Origin of the sequence: Streptomyces sp. NPDC006134 (assembly GCF_040628835.1) — a bacterium.
Taxonomy (GTDB): Bacteria; Actinomycetota; Actinomycetes; order Streptomycetales; family Streptomycetaceae; genus Streptomyces.
In genome coordinates, this window is the sequence record NZ_JBEXTV010000001.1 from 80,078 (window position 1) to 96,296 (window position 16,219).

The 16,219-nt window shown below is 72.7% G+C and carries 15 protein-coding genes and 1 pseudogene; 8 read left to right on the forward strand and 8 right to left on the reverse strand.

Going from position 1 to position 16,219, the window contains the following annotated elements:
- Positions 1–156 precede the first annotated feature (156 nt).
- Entirely contained in the window at positions 157–2,907 is a 2,751-nt protein-coding gene (locus ABZ340_RS00405; protein WP_358779489.1) for a beta-galactosidase, read from the forward strand.
- 96 nt (positions 2,908–3,003) lie between these two features.
- Here ABZ340_RS00405 and ABZ340_RS00410 read toward each other — a convergent pair whose 3' ends face one another.
- Complete coding sequence (locus ABZ340_RS00410; RefSeq protein ID WP_358779490.1) at positions 3,004–3,627, reverse strand: histidine phosphatase family protein; 624 nt, start codon at positions 3,625–3,627, stop codon at positions 3,004–3,006.
- Between the two features lie 257 nt (positions 3,628–3,884).
- Here ABZ340_RS00410 and ABZ340_RS00415 point away from each other — a divergent pair, with 257 nt between their 5' ends.
- The 4 genes and pseudogenes from ABZ340_RS00415 (at position 3,885) to ABZ340_RS00430 (ending at position 6,081) form a co-directional block, all read left to right on the forward strand.
- On the forward strand, positions 3,885–4,553 hold the full coding sequence (locus tag ABZ340_RS00415; protein ID WP_358779491.1) for a COX15/CtaA family protein: 669 nt from the start codon (positions 3,885–3,887) through the stop codon (positions 4,551–4,553).
- A 308-nt stretch (positions 4,554–4,861) separates the two neighbouring features.
- A pseudogene (locus ABZ340_RS00420) lies at positions 4,862–4,980 on the forward strand (IS5/IS1182 family transposase); the annotation flags it as partial.
- A gap of 259 nt (positions 4,981–5,239) precedes the next feature.
- Positions 5,240–5,758: a DUF6232 family protein gene (locus ABZ340_RS00425; RefSeq protein WP_358779492.1), complete on the forward strand. Its 519-nt coding sequence runs from the start codon at positions 5,240–5,242 to the stop codon at positions 5,756–5,758.
- Entirely contained in the window at positions 5,755–6,081 is a 327-nt protein-coding gene (locus tag ABZ340_RS00430; RefSeq protein ID WP_358779493.1) for a hypothetical protein, read from the forward strand. Before ABZ340_RS00425 ends, ABZ340_RS00430 begins: the two co-directional genes overlap by 4 nt.
- Positions 6,082–6,381: 300 nt before the next feature.
- Here the strand turns inward: ABZ340_RS00430 and ABZ340_RS00435 are convergent, their stop codons facing one another.
- From ABZ340_RS00435 to ABZ340_RS00445, 3 genes are all read right to left on the reverse strand, one after another.
- A complete protein-coding gene (locus tag ABZ340_RS00435; protein ID WP_358779494.1) occupies positions 6,382–7,488 on the reverse strand; it encodes a PLP-dependent aminotransferase family protein in 1,107 nt (368 codons plus the stop codon).
- 67 nt (positions 7,489–7,555) lie between these two features.
- On the reverse strand, positions 7,556–8,947 hold the full coding sequence (locus tag ABZ340_RS00440) for an APC family permease (protein ID WP_358779495.1): 1,392 nt from the start codon (positions 8,945–8,947) through the stop codon (positions 7,556–7,558).
- A gap of 194 nt (positions 8,948–9,141) precedes the next feature.
- A complete protein-coding gene (locus ABZ340_RS00445) occupies positions 9,142–10,011 on the reverse strand; it encodes a carbon-nitrogen hydrolase family protein (RefSeq protein WP_358779496.1) in 870 nt (289 codons plus the stop codon).
- Between the two features lie 96 nt (positions 10,012–10,107).
- Here ABZ340_RS00445 and ABZ340_RS00450 point away from each other — a divergent pair, with 96 nt between their 5' ends.
- A complete protein-coding gene (locus ABZ340_RS00450; protein ID WP_358779497.1) occupies positions 10,108–10,956 on the forward strand; it encodes an FCD domain-containing protein in 849 nt (282 codons plus the stop codon).
- A gap of 169 nt (positions 10,957–11,125) precedes the next feature.
- Here ABZ340_RS00450 and ABZ340_RS00455 read toward each other — a convergent pair whose 3' ends face one another.
- Positions 11,126–11,416, reverse strand: a complete 291-nt coding sequence (locus tag ABZ340_RS00455) for a hypothetical protein (protein ID WP_358779498.1) — start codon at positions 11,414–11,416, stop codon at positions 11,126–11,128.
- Between the two features lie 420 nt (positions 11,417–11,836).
- Here ABZ340_RS00455 and ABZ340_RS00460 point away from each other — a divergent pair, with 420 nt between their 5' ends.
- On the forward strand, positions 11,837–12,085 hold the full coding sequence (locus ABZ340_RS00460) for a hypothetical protein (RefSeq protein WP_358779499.1): 249 nt from the start codon (positions 11,837–11,839) through the stop codon (positions 12,083–12,085).
- Between the two features lie 186 nt (positions 12,086–12,271).
- Positions 12,272–12,565, forward strand: a complete 294-nt coding sequence (locus tag ABZ340_RS00465; protein ID WP_358779500.1) for a hypothetical protein — start codon at positions 12,272–12,274, stop codon at positions 12,563–12,565.
- Between the two features lie 427 nt (positions 12,566–12,992).
- Here ABZ340_RS00465 and ABZ340_RS00470 read toward each other — a convergent pair whose 3' ends face one another.
- The 3 genes from ABZ340_RS00470 to ABZ340_RS00480 all read right to left on the reverse strand — a co-directional run bounded on the left by ABZ340_RS00470 (position 12,993) and on the right by ABZ340_RS00480 (position 16,203).
- Complete coding sequence (locus ABZ340_RS00470; protein WP_358779501.1) at positions 12,993–13,598, reverse strand: LysE family translocator; 606 nt, start codon at positions 13,596–13,598, stop codon at positions 12,993–12,995.
- A gap of 109 nt (positions 13,599–13,707) precedes the next feature.
- A complete protein-coding gene (locus tag ABZ340_RS00475; protein ID WP_358779502.1) occupies positions 13,708–15,213 on the reverse strand; it encodes an alpha-N-arabinofuranosidase in 1,506 nt (501 codons plus the stop codon).
- A gap of 21 nt (positions 15,214–15,234) precedes the next feature.
- On the reverse strand, positions 15,235–16,203 hold the full coding sequence (locus ABZ340_RS00480; RefSeq protein ID WP_358779503.1) for an arabinan endo-1,5-alpha-L-arabinosidase: 969 nt from the start codon (positions 16,201–16,203) through the stop codon (positions 15,235–15,237).
- Positions 16,204–16,219 lie beyond the last annotated feature (16 nt).

The window sequence follows — 16,219 nt, forward strand, 5'->3', positions numbered from 1 at the left end:
CGTGTACTCACCCCCGCAGGGGTCAACGTGCCTGGTCCGCGCGGTCTTTCGACCGTACCTCGTGTGACCCGGGCACCGCCCGCTGTGGACAATGGCCCCCGCACACGATCGACGCGGGCGCGCACCGCGGCAGGACAGGCAAGAGGAGGCGCTCCCTTGGCGCTCAGCAGACGTACCTTCGGCGGCCTCGCGGGCACCGCCGTCCTCGGCCTGGCGCTCGGCGGCAGTGTCGGCGGCAGCAGCGGGGCCGTGGCCGGGTCCGGCGCGTCCTCCGGCGTACCCACCGGCGCCCCGCCCGCCCCGCCGGCCGCGGACGGGCGGCGGCACGACGTCCGGTTCGACCGGCACTCGCTGCTGGTGGACGGCCGGCGCCTGGTGCTGTGGCCCGGCGAGATGCACTACTTCCGGCTGCCGAGCCCGTCGCTGTGGCGGGACGTGCTGGAGAAGATGCGCGCGTACGGCTTCAACGCGGTGAGCGTCCCCGTCCCGTGGAACGTCCACTCCCCCGCGCCCGGCCGCCACGACTTCACCGGCGTGCGCGACCTGGACCTGTTCCTGCGCACGGCCGCCGAGTGCGAGCTGTACGTGATCCTGCGGCCCGGCCCGTACCTGGGCGCCGGTCTCGACGCGGGCGGGCTCCCGGGCTGGCTGACGGCGGCCCGGGGCCGGGCACGGACCACCGACCCGGCGTACCTGCGGCACGCCGACGCGTGGCTGGCGGCCGTCGACGCCGTCGCCGTCCGGCACCTGTACACCCGGGGCCGGGGCACGGTCCTGCTCTACCAGCCGGAGGAGGCCCCGGACACCGCCGACGCCGACGCGTACGCGGCGCACCTGCGGGCGAAGATCCGCGCCGACGGCGTCGACGTACCCCTCGTGAGCGGGTACGCCGAACAGACCGCGGCGCACGGTGCCGCCGGGGTGCGGCGGCTGGGGCTGGCCCGCCTCGCCGACGGGGCCGCGCTGCCCGGCGCCCTGCTGGCGTTCGGCGGCACCTCGTGGGGGTGGCTGGCCGCGCCGGGCGCCCCCGCCGCGTACGACCGCGGGGCGGCCCTGGACGCGGGACGGCAGCCGACGGACGAACTCGCGGCCACGCACCAGATCGGCCATCTGCTGCGGCACGTACCGGACTTCGCCCGGCTGGAGCGGGCGGCGGAGGTGCGCGGGGCCGACGAGCGGCTGGCGGTCGCCCACCTGGCCAACCCCGACACCGGCACCCACGTGTACGTCGTGCGCAACGACTCCGCCGCCGACGTCTCCTCCCCGCTGCCGGGCACCGGGATCGACGTACCCGTCACCGTCCCGGCCCGCGACGCGAAGCTGCTGGTCGCCGGGTTGCCGCTGGGCGCAGGGCGGAAGCTGGCGTACTCCACCGCGCAGCCGATGGTGTTCCTGTCCGCCGGGGAGCGGGACATCGCCGTGTTCACGGGGCGGCGCGGCGAGATGGCGCACGTCGTGCTGGACTTCCCGGCCACGCCCCGGCCCTGGCGGCTGGACGAGGAGGCGGCGTGGGCGTACGACGACCGCGGCCGGCTCCAGGTGACGGCGCCGCTCGGCGACGGCGGGCTGATCCGGGTGCGGATCGACGGCGGCGGCTCCGAGCGGCCCCTGCTGCTGCTGTTCGCCGACGACGAGACCTCGCTGCGGCTGTGGCCGTGCCGGACCCCGTCGGGCCCGCTCCTCGTCCAGGGCCCGGCGCTGCTGCGGTCCGCCTCCGTGGACCGTGGCACGGTGCGGCTCACCGGCGACACGACCGAGGAGAACGGGCTGGAGGTGTGGGGGCCGCGCGGCGTCACGGACGTGACCTGGAACGGCACCGCGCGCCCCGTCCGCACCAGCCGCTCCGGCGGCCTGACCGCCCTGCGGCCGCTGCCCGGGGCGCCGCACGTGGTGCTGCCCGCGCTCGGCGGCTGGCGCCGCAGGACGGAGAACCCGGAGGCCCGCCCCGGCTTCGACGACGGGGACTGGACGGCGGCGGTGCGGAAGACCTCGCACGGCACGACGCCCGTGCCCAAGGCGCAGCCCGTCCTCTTCGCCGACGACTACGGCTACCACTACGGCGACGTGTGGTACCGGGGCCGCCTGACCGGGGCGGCCGGCCTGACGTCCGTCTCCCTCGCCTACCGCACCGGCTCCGGCGGGCTGCTGATGGCCTGGCTGGACGGGGAGCCGCTGGGCACCCACCGGATGCCGCCGCCGGAGGAGAACCCGGCGGGCAAGGACACCTGGGCGGCGACCGCCCGCTTCCGCCTGCCGGCCGGGCTGCGCGAACGGCTGCGGGACCGGCCGCACGACACTCCCGTCCTGTCCGTCCTGGTCCGGCGGACCGCGCACGGCCAGGACGGCGGTGGCCGCGGCACCCACAAGGCGGCCCGCGGCCTGACCGGCGCCTTCTTCCAGGGCGCGTCGCCGGAGGTCCGGTGGCGGCTGCGGGGCGCCGGCGCCCCCGACCCGGTGCGCGGGCCGCTCAACAACGGCGGCCTGTACGGCGAACGGCACGGCTGGCACCTGCCGGGCCACGACGACGGCGGCTGGGAGGAGACCGCCTTCCCGCGCGGCGACCGGCGGCAGGGGGTCACCTGGTACCGGACGGAGTTCCGGCTGTCGGTGCCCCGGGACGTCGACGCCTCCGTCGGCCTGGTCCTCGACGACGACCCGGGCCGCGCCTACCGCGTCCAGGTCTTCCTCAACGGCTGGAACATGGGCGAGTACGTCAACGACGCGGGCCCGCGCCGCCCCGTCGCCCTGCCCAACGGCATCCTGCGCACCCGGGGCGCCAACACCCTCGCGCTGGCCGTCCTCGCCGACGGCACCACCCCGTCCGGGCCGGGCGAGGTGCGGCTGACCCTGCTGGGCGCGGCGGCCGGAGGGGTGCCGGTGACACCGGTGGACTCTCCCGGCCGGTGAGGCGACCGGGAGAAGCCGGACCCCGACGGGTCCGGCCACCGGTCCCAGCCACCGGTCCCAGCCACGGGTCTCGGCCACGGGTCTCGGCCACGGGCCTCAGACGTGAAGCTCCTGCGGAAAGCCGGTCCAGCGGAGCCCGGCGGGGAGGTGGCCGGTGTCGTTGAAGAGGAGGACCGCCGGGGGACGGCCGGGTGAGTAGCGGATGACGGTCAGGGCCGCGTTGGCGTGGTTGAGGCCCAGCCACCGCCACTTCGGCGCGTCGAGGGCGGCCCGGACGAGCCAGCCGATGAGGAAGTCGTGGGTGACGACGAGCTCGTGCTGCGGTTCGTCTCCGGCGACGGTGCCGGTGAATTCCGCGAGTGCCGCCGCCGCCAGCGCGGGGCCCCGCTCGCGTTCCTCGGCCGTGAACCGGTGCAGGAACCCGGTCCAGGCGTCGGCTGCCTCCGGCGGCAGTTCGTCGCGCGCCGGCAGGTACGGGAGGTAGTCGCCGGCCGCTTCGGAACGGCGGCGGGGAACCCCGTCGAGCTGCTCACCGATCAGCCGGGCGGTCTGTTCGGCACGGGCGAGGGGCCCGTGGTGGATCGCCGCCAACGGGACCCCGCGGAGCCGCTCCCCCAGCAGGACGGCCTGGCGGCGCCCCGCATCCGTCAACGCGCTCTCGTCCGGCGTTGCCTCGCCGTGACGGGCGAGATAGAGGTGGCGGGCGGCCGTACCGGTCACGGATGCGTCCTTCAGCGAGCCGATCGTGCGGACGCGTGGAAGGACGCCGCCCCGAACCGCCCGGTTCCCCGAAGGGCGGAGCCGGGCCTCAAGCCGGAACAGCGCGTCGCGCGGTCCGGACGACGTGCCCACCCGGACGGCCACTTGCGCACCGGGCGGACGCACGCCGTTCCAGGCGGAGGGCGGCAGCCGGGGACCCCGCGGCCCTGGCCAGGGTGGGCCACGGGTGATACACGCGTCGTCAGCGAGGAGTCGTCGTGCGGACACCGCTGTCCTGGTTGGCCAGCCGGTACACATGGGGGCCGCGCAGCCTGCGCGTGGCCGCGGTGGCGTCGATGGCAGCGGCCGTCGCGATCATCGTCACCGGCGGTGTCGTGCGGGTCACCGGATCCGGGCTCGGCTGCCCGACGTGGCCCTCGTGCACCAGCCGGAGCCTGGCGCCCACGGCCGAGATGGGCGTGCATGGTGCGATCGAGTTCGGCAACAGGCTGCTGACCGGCGCGTTGTGCGTGGTGGTCGGCTGGCTCATCATCGCGGCACGGCTGCAGCGTGAGCCCTCGCGCGCGGTGCTGCGCGGGGCATGGGCCCAGTTCTGGGTCATCGTCCTCAACGCCGTCGTCGGCGGCGTCACCGTATGGATGCGGCTCAGCCCGTACGTCGTCGCCGCGCACTTCCTCGCCGCGACGCTGCTGCTGACCGCGGCGGTGGTCACCTGGGAACGCGTGCGGGGTCCGGAGCCCGAGGTGCCCGGGCCGGCCGCCCTGCCGCGGCGCGCCGTCGCCCTGAGCCGGTCCCTGCCGGCCGCCACGGCTCTGCCGCTCGTGGTGGCACGGCGGTCACCGGTTCCGGGCCGCACGCGGGTGACTCCTCCGATGTGCACCGGATGCCCTTCGACTGGGCGGGCGTCACCGTGGTGCACGGTGTGATCGCGGCGGGATGCCTCGTCCTGGGCGGTCTGCTGTTCACCGCTCTGCCCGGCGGTTCCCCGGCCCGCAGGCGCACCGGGATGTTCCTCGCCGTCTTCCTGGTGCAGGGGTTGGTCGGTGTGGTCCAGTCCCTGACCTCGCTGCCCGCGGTGGCGGTCGTCCTCCATCTGTTGGGAGCCGCCCTGGTGTGGGCGGGCGCGGTCCGCGTCGCCCTCGCGGTGAAGCAGCACCCGACGGCTGTACCGGCCGGGCCCCCGGCCGGTGATCGGCTTTCCGCGCGACTCGCCCGGTCCACGACCGTTGCCGAGCAGTCCGTCATCGACGCCGGCACCCGGCTCGTCGTCGCCGTCGGCCGGCCGGTCACCGGCAACCGCAACGACTGCACGGCACGGGACTCTCGGGTGCGAAGGACGCCGTCGGCCACACCAGGGGCACGGTGGCGTTGCACGCCCCGGTTGCCCCGCTGCCGTCGATTGCCGGCACTTCGCTTCAGCGCGCTCCTCGATCTTTTATCTGGGACATACCGCGCAACCGCTCACCTGCGCGGCAACGACACCCTTCCTCCAAGACGGCCTGGCCCACAGGGCAATCCGCCCCCCGGGCCGCATGAATCAACCTCTTTCCCTTTGCTTGGTTGACGCCCTAGGATGCTGACCTTATAAGCACTCAGGAATCATGGGGGCCTGGTGCCGAGAAGAGAGTTAGTCAACGTCCGCGTCAGTCGTCGCGTCCTGTGGCTGGACGGCGACGCCTACCCACTACAGAACATCGCCCGCGCCAGAACGGCGGAGATACCGCCCCGGCGCGCCGAGGAAGCCGGCAAGGCATTCGGGATCGGCATCGCGATGACGCTGTTCGGTGTGATCGCACTATGGTTCCTGGGCATCTTCCCCGAGTGGGGGCCCGTGGTATTTCTCACCTGGACAGTGAAAGTCGGTGGGATCATCTTCTACCTCTTCCTGATCTTGGCGATGGCCGAGATCTGCACAAGGAAGATCCTCTACGCCCTGGTGATCGAAACCTCCGGGCCGCCCTCCACCCTGATCGCAAGCGAAAGCCGCGCCGTCGTCGACGACCTCGTCCGCAAAATTACGGACGCGATCGACGACCCGCAGGCGGAGTTCCAGGTCACGGTCGAGAACCTGCAGATCGGTGACAGGATCCAGCAGATCGGTAACCACAACATCGGGAGGGCTGGCCGATGAGCGGTGACTACCACTTCGGTGACCGCATCTACCAGGTGGGTAACTACAACACCGGCACCAACAGAGTCTACGGCTCCGGGATCGGCTCAGAGGCTCACAGCCAGCTTCTGAGCGCCGTACGAGAGCTGCGCACACAGGTCTCCGACCAAAACCAGCGACTGATCGACGAGCACCTTCCAGCGCTGGAGGCGGCCGAGCAAACGGACCCTTCTCGCCTGCATCGGGCACTGACGACCGTAGCCGGGGTAGCGTCGCTGGCGGGCGCCGTCGGTCTGCCCGTGCTTGAGGCCGTACAGCAGTTCGTCGGCGCCCTCGGCGGTTGACCTCGCGCTTCATGAAGCGAGCTGCCCGACAGGTGGCCAGGTTCCGACATCAGCACGATCTCAGTCATGACGCGATCATTCCGCAGGGCTCGGCCCGGTGAACCCTCACGGTCACCGCGCCGGCCACCGCCGGCTGCCCGCCCGTCGCCGGGGCGTCCCGGCGGTCCCGGCCCAGGGCAAGGCCCGCCACGCGTGCGGGGAACGCGTCGGGTCCCTCGCGCCGCCCGGACCGTGACCGTGCTCACCGGCAGCCGGTGTGCCGATGTCCTCCGCGGCCGGTGAGGCCGCCCGCCCCGGGCGTCAGGCCAGGTCGCGCAGGGCCTCGCCGAGCGCGGTCACCCCTTCGGCGATCACGCCGGGCGGGGTGGCCGCGTAGCCGAGGACGAGGCCGGGGCGGCCCGCCCGCTGCCGGTGCCAGGACAGCGGCTGGCACTTCACGCCCCGGGCGAGCGCGGCGGCGGCCAGCGCGGTGTCGGGCACGTCGTGCGGGTAGGTGACGGTCAGGTGCAGGCCGGCCGCGGCACCGTGCACGACCGCGCCCGGCAGGTGCGCGGCGAGGGCGCCGATCATCGCGTCGCGGCGGCGCCGGTGACGGCCGCGCAGCAGCCGCAGGTGCCGCTCCAGGTCGCCGGATTCCATCAGATGGGCCAGCACGAGCTGCGGCAGCACGGCGTTGCCCAGGTCGGTGAAGCGCTTGGCCTCGGTCAGCGCGTCCCGGTGGCGGGGCGGCGGCACCATCCAGCCGGTCCGCAGCGCGGGCGCGAGCAGCTTGGACACGCTGCCCATGTAGCAGACCCGGTCGGCCAGCAGGGCGCGCAGCGCCGGGACCGGCGGCCGGTCGTAGCGGTGCTCCGCGTCGTAGTCGTCCTCCAGGATCAGCCCGCCGTCCACCGCCCAGCGCAGCAGCTCACGGCGGCGCCCGCCGCCGGTCACCACGCCGGTGGGGAACTGGTGGGCGGGGGTGAGCAGCACCGCGCGGGCGGGGGCGGCGCGCAGCGCGTCGAACACGGCGGCGCCCGGCTCCCCCGCGAACAGCGCGCCGGGCTCCGGGGGGTGGACCACGGGCGGGGCGGCGGACGGTCCGGCGGGCGGGGCGGCGGGCGGCTGCGCGACGGGGGCCGCGACCACCACCGTGCCGCCGCGGCGGCGCCCCTGGAGGTGGCCCTCCTCGGCGAGCCGCCGGTACGCCTCCGTCACCACCCCGCGCGAGACGCGCAGTTCGGCGGCGAGCACCCGGGTGGGCGGCAGCCTGCTGCCCACCGCGAGCCGGCCGTCGGCCATCGCCTGCCGCAGCCGCCCGGCCAGCCAGTCCGCCTTGCCGCCGTCCGGCGCGTCCCGGACGTCGAGCTGCAGGAAATCGGAACCGACGGCGGCACCGCCCGCCTCCCCCTCGTTCATCGCGCTCATGGTGCCATCGTCGCCGGGGCCCCCGCGGGCGGGGGCAGGGCGGAGAGCGGGGCGGGGACGGGGCGGTTCAGCGACCGCCGTCCGCCGGGGGCGCCGGCTCGGAACCGGCGGGCTCCGCGTCCGTGAAGGACAGCTCCGGCGGCGGCAGGCGGAACAGGCGGGTCAGCCAGGCCAGGTAGACGACGCCGAGGACGAGCCAGATCAGGCCGAGAGTGAGCGCCTTGCCGTCCAGGTTGTACAGGAGGTACAGGTCGACGGCGGCGCCGATCGCCGGGGCGACGACGTACGGCAGGGGGTTGAGGGACCGGCCCGCGCGCCGGGCCCGCACGTACGTCGCGATGACGGCGACGTTGACGGAGGTGAAGGCGACGAACGCGCCGAAGTTGATGAACGACGTCGAGGTCGCCACGTCCAGCCGCAGCGCGATCAGCCCGACCGCGCCCGTGAGCAGGACGTTCACCGCGGGAGTGCGGTAGCCGCGGTGGAGGCGGGCGAAGACCTTGCGCGGCAGGGCGCCGTCGCGGCCCATGGCGTACAGCAGCCGGGAGGTGCTCGCCTGGGCGGCGATGCCGGAGGCGAACTGGGCGACCACCAGACCGGCGAGGAAGACCGAGGAGAACAGGTCGCCGCCGATGGTCTTCGCGATCTCGAACGCGGCGGAGCCGGAGTCGTCGAAGGCGCTGCCCGGATGGGCGAGCTGGGTGGCGTAGGCGACCAGCACGAAGATCCCGCCGCCGAGCAGCGCGATGAGCAGGATGGCGCGGGGCATGGTGCGCCGCGGCTCGACCGTCTCCTCCGTCAGGGTGGTGACGGCGTCGAAGCCGAGGAAGGAGTAGGCGGCGATGGCGGCACCCGCCGAGATGCCTGCCGCCGTGGTGGCGTCGTTGACGAACGGGTGCGCGCTCACCAGTCCCCCGGCTCCCTCTCCGGCGACGACATGGCGCAGGCACAGCAGGACGAAGATGCCGATGACCAGCACCTGGAAGACCATCAGCAGGTCGTTGACCCGTTCGGCGGTCTTGATGCCGCGGACGTTCAGCGCGGTGGTGACGGCGACGAAGCCGACGATCCACACCCAGAACGGCACATCGGGGAACTGCGCCTGGAGGTACGACCCGCCGATGAGCCAGATGACCATGGGCAGGAAGAAGTAGTCCAGCAGCGTCACCCAGCCGACGAGGAAGCCCAGCCGCCCGTCGACGGCCTTGCGGACGTAGGTGTAGGCCGATCCGGCGACGGGGTGGGCCGCGGCCATCCGGCCGTAACTGTGCGCGGTGAACAGCATCGCGACGAGCGCGAGCAGGTACGCGGTGGGGGTGGCGCCCCCGGTGGTGTCGGCGACCACGCCGAACGTGCCGAGCACGATCAGCGGGGTCATGTAGGCCAGGCCGAACAGGACGACGGCTCTCAGGCCGAGGGTGCGCGCGAGGGCGGGCGCGCCGGAGGTGTCGACGGACATGGAGTCTCCAGGGACGCACAGGGAGGGGCGGGGACGCACAGGGAGGGGCGGGGACGCGCAGGGAGGGGCGGGGACGCACGGGGAGGGGGCGGGGAGGCACGGGGACGCGCGGAGGAGCCCGGACGTACGGGGGCGGGGACGCACGGGGAAGGGCCGGGGGAAGGAACGGAGGGGAAGGAGCCGGGCGTCAGGCGTCAGGTGCCCGGGCGCCAGGTGCGGGGGTCGATGCGCCCGCCGTACAGCGGCAGTTCGATCGGTGTGTCGGCCTCGGTGAACTGGTCCCACATGCGGTTCACGCCCGCGGTCCCGTACGTCCGGACGCGGGTCACGTCGTCCAGATCGATCACGTCGGTGAGGACGGTGGGGCCGTTGCCGGGCGCCTCGGCCCGGATGCGGCCCTCGGGGTCGACGACCATGCTGTGCCCGGTGCCCCGCGGCCCCGCGGTGTTCACGCTGACCACGTACACCTGGTTGACGATGGCGTTGGCGCGGGCCAGGACGGTCTCCTGGGCGCGGTCGGCGGTCGTGGTCATCACGGGGTTGACGATGACCTCGGCGCCGCGCCACGCCAGGTGGCGGGCGACCTCGGGGAACCAGGCGTCATAGCAGACGGCGAAGCCGACCCGGCCGGTCCCGGGGAGATCGAAGACGACGAACCGGTCACCGGGGTCGTACGGCTCGCTGGGGCGCCAGGGGAACACCTTGCGGTACCAGGCGGCGAGCCGGCCCTCCGGGGAGAAGGCCAGCGCGGTGTTGAACAGCTCTCCGCCGGGTCCTCGCTCGCACACCGTCCCCGGCAGCAGCCAGACGCCGAGGTCCCCGGCGAGCTCGGCGAGCTGCCGGACGCGGGGGCCGTCGAGCGGTTCGGCGATCTCCCGCAGCCGCTCGTGCTCCTCGGCGCCCGCCCCCTCCACGCCGCACAGGTGGAGTTCGGGGAAGACCGCCAGACGGGTCTGCGGGAACCGGGCGAGGAGGTTCTGCGCCTCGGCCGCGAAGTCCGTGAGCGGTGCGTGCGCGTCGTGCTGGGGCAGCTGGGCGAGAGCCAGAGGGAGGGGTCGGGACATGGACGCGAAACTAGTTCAAGATGAGCACTTAAACAAGAGTGTTCATCTTGAGCAGTTTTCCTGAAGGGGGCCCGCCGGGCTGGCTAGGGTGACGTCATGGACGCCCCTGAGACGCCCTCGACCACTGCCACCACCTCAGCCGATACCGCCGCCACCTCAGCCGATACCGCCGCCACCTCAGCCGATACCGCCGCCGATACCACTGCCACCGCCGGCACCGCCGCTTTCACCGCGCTTGAGCTGAGCGGGGTGCGCCGGCTGTCCGCCCTGGAGGCGGTGCGCGCCCGGATCGCCCTCGCCGTGGACCTGGGCCTGCTGCTGCCCGGCGAGCGGCTGCCGAGCACCGCGCAGATCGCGCGGGCCCTCGACGTCGGGGAGATCACCGTGCGCCGGGCCCTGGTCTCCCTGTGCGCCGACGGTGTCCTGGTACGGCGGCCGGGGCGCGGCGGCGGCACTCTCGTCGCCTCCAGTCCGACCCCGGAGGCGGTCCTCGCCACCGCCGCCTACCGCGCGGACGCCGAGGCCGTGCACCGGCTGATCGACCACCGCCTCGCCCTGGAGTGCGGCATCGCGCACCTGGCCGCCGCCCGCGCCCGCGCGGAGGACCTCGCCCGGCTCCAGGACCTGGTCGACGAGATGGACACCGCCCCGAGCTGGGCCGAGTTCCACGGCTGCGACGAGCGCTTCCACCTGCGGCTCGCCGAGGCGACCGGCGTCACCTCCCTCACCGGCCCCTACGGAGCGGTCCTGCGCGAGCTCTACCGGTACTACCTGCCCTATCCGATGGCCGCCCTGCGCGACTCCAACCGCGAGCACCGGGAACTCCTCGACGCCCTGCGCCGCAAGGACGCCGCCGCGGCCGGCGAGGCGGCCCGCCGCCATGTCGAGGTGCTGCACCGGACGATGTTCGTCGGCCTGATGGGCGGGGGCGGCACGGCCGGCTGACGGCACCGGCCGCGGAAAAACCACCCGTCCGGCGCCGTCGCGCGGGAACGGGGAAGCGGCCCCCGATGTGTGCATCGGGGGCCGCTCGGAATGCAACGCGACGCGTCACGTCCGTCCCTCGTCCGGGCAAGCAGTCGATGACGACGGCTCACCCGTCCGACGGTCGGTACTAGTCTTCCTTGTTCTTGAGAAAGAAGTTGGCGTGGGCGGACTTGTCGCCCTCGTCCACGATGTGGACTTCCTTCTTCTTCGACTCCTTCACGTTCTTCGAGCAGTCGATGTTGTTGTTGGCCGCCGAGAGGATCGGGATGTCGATGACCTCGACGACGTCGCAGCTCAGGAGCTGGTGGCTGTTGTCGAACTTCGACGTGTCGTCGTCACCGGCGGCGGCCGTGCCGGCGGCGCCACCGGCCAGGGCCAGCGCGGTGAAGGTGCAGGCGAGCGCCTTCTTGAGAGCCATGTGTGGGTCTCCTCATTGACTGGGGTGTGTTTCGAATGCCGAGGGCAATCGCTCGTCGATGAGCATCTTGCATTCGACAGTGACGCCGCGGCCAGTTGGACACAGCCAAATGACGACTGCGTTCCCGGCGTGGCTATTCATGCAACGAAGTCCTTACCCCGCAGGTGTTGCTCCGACCGAGTGAAACCGGAATCGAAGCCCTCGGGAGCCGCGCCGGGCGGCCTCGCCCCCTGGTGCTTCCGGGGGAATTCGTTCACCCCTTTGGCAGCCACGCGGGATTCGGCGGCCACGAGCCGTCCGGACCACTAATATGCGACCGCAGGAACCGCGGCCGGAGCGCACTTCTTGTCATAACTACAGACAGGAAGGCGAATGCCGTCCACGTCCGCAGCCCGCCCCCGACCAGACGAGGACCGAAACATGAAACCGAGCACTCGCCTCGCCGTTCTCTCGCTGTGCGCGGCGCCCCTGGCGGCCCTGCACACCGGAACCGCCCAGGCGCACGACGAAACCGAGCACTACACCAAGCAGTACGTGAACAACACCCAGATCCTCTCCTGCCTGAATATCGAAGTGCTCGACCTGCCGATCGCGTCTGCCGCACAGACCAACATCGACTGCTCGAAGAATTACAAGTCGGAGGAAGTCACGTCCGTGACGCGCGGATAGCGACTTCACCTCTTCGGAGCAATACCGGCCGAGCACCGGCTTCGTTACATCAGCAGTCGCGCCGACAATTGCAGTAGAAAAAGTTCGGCAGCTGCAACTGCGTGGCCCCACGAGCGCGGTCGCTTTCCCCCGGGAATTCGCCCGTCCTCACGAACGATCCCACCCCAGTTAAGAGGAGACCCCCACATGGCTCTCAAGAAGGCGCTCGCCTGCTCCTTCACCGCGCTGGCCCTGGCCGGTGCCGCCGCCGGCACGGCCGTCGCCGCCGACGACGACACCGCCAAGTTCCAGAACAACACCCAGATCCTGAGCTGCGACGTCGTCGAGGTCCTCGACATCCCGATCGCCTCCGCGGCCAACAACAACCTGGACTGCTCGAAGAACGTGAAGCAGTCGGAGAAGAAGGAAGTCCACCTCGTGGACGAGGGCGACAAGGCCGCCCAGGCCAACGTCTTCGTCAAGCACCACGAGTACCGCTGACCCGACCGCCGGGAAAGCTCTCCTCCCCGACAGGCGCCACGGTCCGTCCGGCCCTCGCTGACCGCGTGGCGAGCGGCGATCGTGACCCCAGCGGCCCCGGCTCAGCGCCGGGGCCGCTTCCCTTTGCCGCCGCTTCCCGTGTCCCGGAAACACACCGGACAGGTCAAACACACCGGACAGGTCACGGGCCGAAGGCGAACTCGGGCGCACCGGTACTGCGTCGGCCTGAGCCCCATCCGGGTGAACGCCCGCCGCCAGGCCAGTACTTCGGGGAACTCGCTCTCGGTGGCTCCGGCCAGCCGGGCCAGGGCGCGCTCGGTGTATCCGGCGGCACGCGGGCCGGTGTCGGCACCGGTGGCGTACAGGGCGCCGGCGGTGAGCCCGGGGTGGGCGGACCAGAGGACGTCCGCGTGCCGGAAGCGCATGCTCACGCCACCGCCAGATGGGCGCCCAGGCCGACGAAGCAGACGGCGACCGCCCGGCGCAGCCCGGTCATCGCCCCCGGCCGGGCCGACAGACGGTCCCGTACGGCGGCGGCGCAGATGCCGTACGCGGTGAAGACGGCGAACGTCAGCGCCATGAAGACGGCGCCGAGCCACAGCATCGCGCCGACGGAGCCGGACGCGCCGGCGGGGACGAACTGCGGCAGGAACGCGACGAAGAACAGCGTGGGCTTCGGGTTGAGCAGGTTCACCAGCACCGCGGAGACGATCACGCGGAGCGCCGGCCGCGGCTCGGCCCCGCCGTCCACCGCGAGCGCGTCCTTGTCCCGCAGGGTGGCCCACGCCATGTACAGCAGGTAGCCGGCGCCGAGGTACTTCACCGTCTCGTACGCGGCGGGGTGGGCGTGCAGCAGCGCGGCGAGGCCGCCGATGCTCGCCACGAGGTGCGGCACGGCGCCGAGGGTGCAGCCGAACGCGGCGACGACGCCCGCCCGGCGGCCGTGGGACAGCCCCGCCGCGAGCGTGTACACCACGCCGGTGCCGGGGGTGACCACCACGGCCAGGGTGGTCAGCAGGAACGCGATACTCAAGGGGATCTCCGCAAGGTCGGTGGTCCCCTCAGCCTGCTGTGGCCATGGCCCGGTGGACAGAGCCAAAGAGGGCGCTGTCCACCGGGCCATATCCCCGGCCGGGCGGTCGTCAGGCCAGCCTGATGACGTTCCAGGACAGCGGTTCCAGGGCGGCGGTGAGCCGGCCGTCCCGCACCTCGGTGCCGTCCACCCGGTGCGGCGTCACCCGCTCGGGCTCCGCCAGGGTGTTGCGGGCGTCGGGGTCGGCGTCCGACAGGGCGCTGTGCTCCACCACCCGGGTCAGGTCCAGGCCGTTGAGCGCCACCTCCAGCGGCAGGGCCTCGGTGCGGCTGCGGTTGACCGCGAAGACGGTGACCGTGCCGTCCTCGGCGCGCACGGCGGTGGCGTGCAGCAGGTCCGCCTCGCCGTACTTCTTCGTCTCGTACGTCGGCGAGTCCACGCGGACGTCGAGGACCTCGCCGCGGCCGTACCGGGACGCCTGGGCGAAGGGGAAGAACGTCGTCTGGCGCCAGGCCGGGCCGCCGGGCTCGGTCATGATCGGGGCGATGACGTTCACGAGCTGCGCCAGGCAGGCCACCGTCACGCGGTCGGCGTGGCGGAGCAGGGCGATGAGGAGGGAGCCGAAGACGACGGCGTCGGTGACGCTGTAGTTGTCCTCCAGCAGGCGGGGGGCCTCCGGCCAGTCGAGGGCGGCGACCTCGGCGTCGGTCCGCGACAGGTACCAGACGTTCCACTCGTCGAAGGAGAGGTTGATCTTCTTCTTGGACTTCAGGCGGGCGCCGATGTGGTCGCAGGTGGCGACGACGTTCTCGATGAAGGACTCCATGTCCACGGCGGAGGCGAGGAAGGAGTCGACGTCGCCGTCGAGCGGCTCGTAGTAGGCGTGCAGGGAGATGTAGTCGACCAGGTCGTACGTCTCCTGGAGCACCTTCGCCTCCCACTCGGCGAAGGTGGGCATCGACTGGCCCGAGCTGCCGCAGGCGACCAGCTCCAGGCCCGGGTCGATCTGGCGCATGGCGCGGGCGGTCTCGGCGGCGAGGCGGCCGTACTCCTCGGCGGTCTTGTGGCCGGTCTGCCAGGGGCCGTCCATCTCGTTGCCCAGGCACCACAGGCGGATGCCGAAGGGGTCCTTGTCGCCGTGCTCGATCCGCAGGTCCGACAGGGCGGTGCCGGAGGGGTGGTTGGCGTACTCCTGGAGCTCCAGGGCCTCGGCGACGCCGCGGGTGCCGAGGTTGACCGCCATCATCGGCTCCGCCTGGGGACCGATCTTCTTCAGGAAGGCGATGTACTCCGACAGGCCGAAGCGGTTGGTCTCGGTGGAGCGCCAGGCCAGGTCCAGGCGGCGGGGGCGGTCCTCGACCGGGCCGACGGAGTCCTCCCACTTGTAGCCGGAGACGAAGTTGCCGCCGGGGTAGCGGATGGCGGTGACGCCCAGTTCGCGGACGAGGTCCAGGACGTCGGTGCGGATGCCGTCGGCGTCGGCGGCGGGGTGGCCGGGCTCGTAGATGCCGGTGTAGACGCAGCGGCCGAGGTGTTCGACGAAGGAGCCGAAGAGGCGGGGGTTGACCTCGGCGACGGTGAAGGCGGGGTCGAGGGTGAAGCGGGCGGTGCGCATGGAGACCTTTCGAGGTGGGGGTCAGCGGACGGAGGGCCAGCCGTCACGGCCCCAGCTCAGGCGGTTGAGACCGAGCTTGGGCGTGCCGGCGTCCTCGGCGTCGTAGTAGTGGTAGGCGAGCCAGTCCTGGCCCTGGGTGCGGAAGACCGACTGGCCGCCGGTGCCGACGTACCGGCCGTGGCCCGCGAGGAGCAGGTCGCCGCCGCCCTCCAGGAGGGGCTTGCCGGTGCTGTCGGTGTACGGGCCGGTCACCGACGTGGAGCGGCCGACCTTGATCTTGTACGTGGAGTTCACGCCGGAGCAGCAGGCGTCGTGGGACGCGAACAGGTAGTAGTAGCGGCCGTGTTTGACGACGGCCGGGCCCTCGACGGCGTACGGCTCGTCCGGGCGGGTGGCCAGGTGGTGGACGGGGGCGCCGGGGAGCGCCTTGCCGGTGCGCGGGTCCAGCTCGACCATGCGGATGCCGGACCAGTACGAGCCGAAGGCCATCCACAGCCTGCCGTCCGCCTTGATGAGGGCGGGGTCGATGGCGTTCCAGTGGTCGGTGGTCTCGGAGGTGAAGACCTTGCCGTGGTCGGTCCAGGTGCCGGGCAGGCCGGAGGGGGAGGTGGCGACGCCGATCGCGGAGTGGTTGGTGCCCCAGGAGGAGACGGCGTAGTAGAGCCAGTAGCGGCCGTCGCGGTAGGAGAGGTCGGGGGCCCAGGGGTCGCCGGTGTCGTTGTACTCGTACCACCAGGCGGGCGGCTCGGCGAAGGCGTTGCCCGCGTCCTTCCAGTGGACGCGGTCGTCCGAGGTGCGGGCGCCGATGATCCCGCCGGTGGAGTAGGCGACGTAGCCGCCGGACTTCAGGCGCAGGACCGTGGGGTCGTGGATGATCTGCTGGCCGGTGATCGGCTGGGGGTCGGGGTGGACGGTGTCGGCCCGGGCGGTGACCGGGAGCAGGGACAGGACGGCCGCGGCGAGGACGGCGGCCCCTCTGGTGCGCTTCACGGGGTGTGCCTTTCCG

Excerpts from the sequence above, each read along its gene's own strand:
- ABZ340_RS00445 (WP_358779496.1), bottom strand. The coding sequence starts at position 10,011 with ATGTCCCGACCCCTCCCTCTGGCTCTCGCCCAGCTGCCCCAGCACGAC.
- ABZ340_RS00460 (WP_358779499.1), top strand. The coding sequence starts at position 11,837 with ATGAAACCGAGCACTCGCCTCGCCGTTCTCTCGCTGTGCGCGGCGCCC.
- ABZ340_RS00465 (WP_358779500.1), top strand. The coding sequence starts at position 12,272 with ATGGCTCTCAAGAAGGCGCTCGCCTGCTCCTTCACCGCGCTGGCCCTG.
- ABZ340_RS00455 (WP_358779498.1), bottom strand. The coding sequence starts at position 11,416 with ATGGCTCTCAAGAAGGCGCTCGCCTGCACCTTCACCGCGCTGGCCCTG.
- ABZ340_RS00430 (WP_358779493.1), top strand. The coding sequence starts at position 5,755 with ATGAGCGGTGACTACCACTTCGGTGACCGCATCTACCAGGTGGGTAAC.
- ABZ340_RS00440 (WP_358779495.1), bottom strand. The coding sequence starts at position 8,947 with ATGTCCGTCGACACCTCCGGCGCGCCCGCCCTCGCGCGCACCCTCGGC.
- ABZ340_RS00450 (WP_358779497.1), top strand. The coding sequence starts at position 10,108 with ATGGACGCCCCTGAGACGCCCTCGACCACTGCCACCACCTCAGCCGAT.
- ABZ340_RS00435 (WP_358779494.1), bottom strand. The coding sequence starts at position 7,488 with ATGAGCGCGATGAACGAGGGGGAGGCGGGCGGTGCCGCCGTCGGTTCC.
- ABZ340_RS00475 (WP_358779502.1), bottom strand. The coding sequence starts at position 15,213 with ATGCGCACCGCCCGCTTCACCCTCGACCCCGCCTTCACCGTCGCCGAG.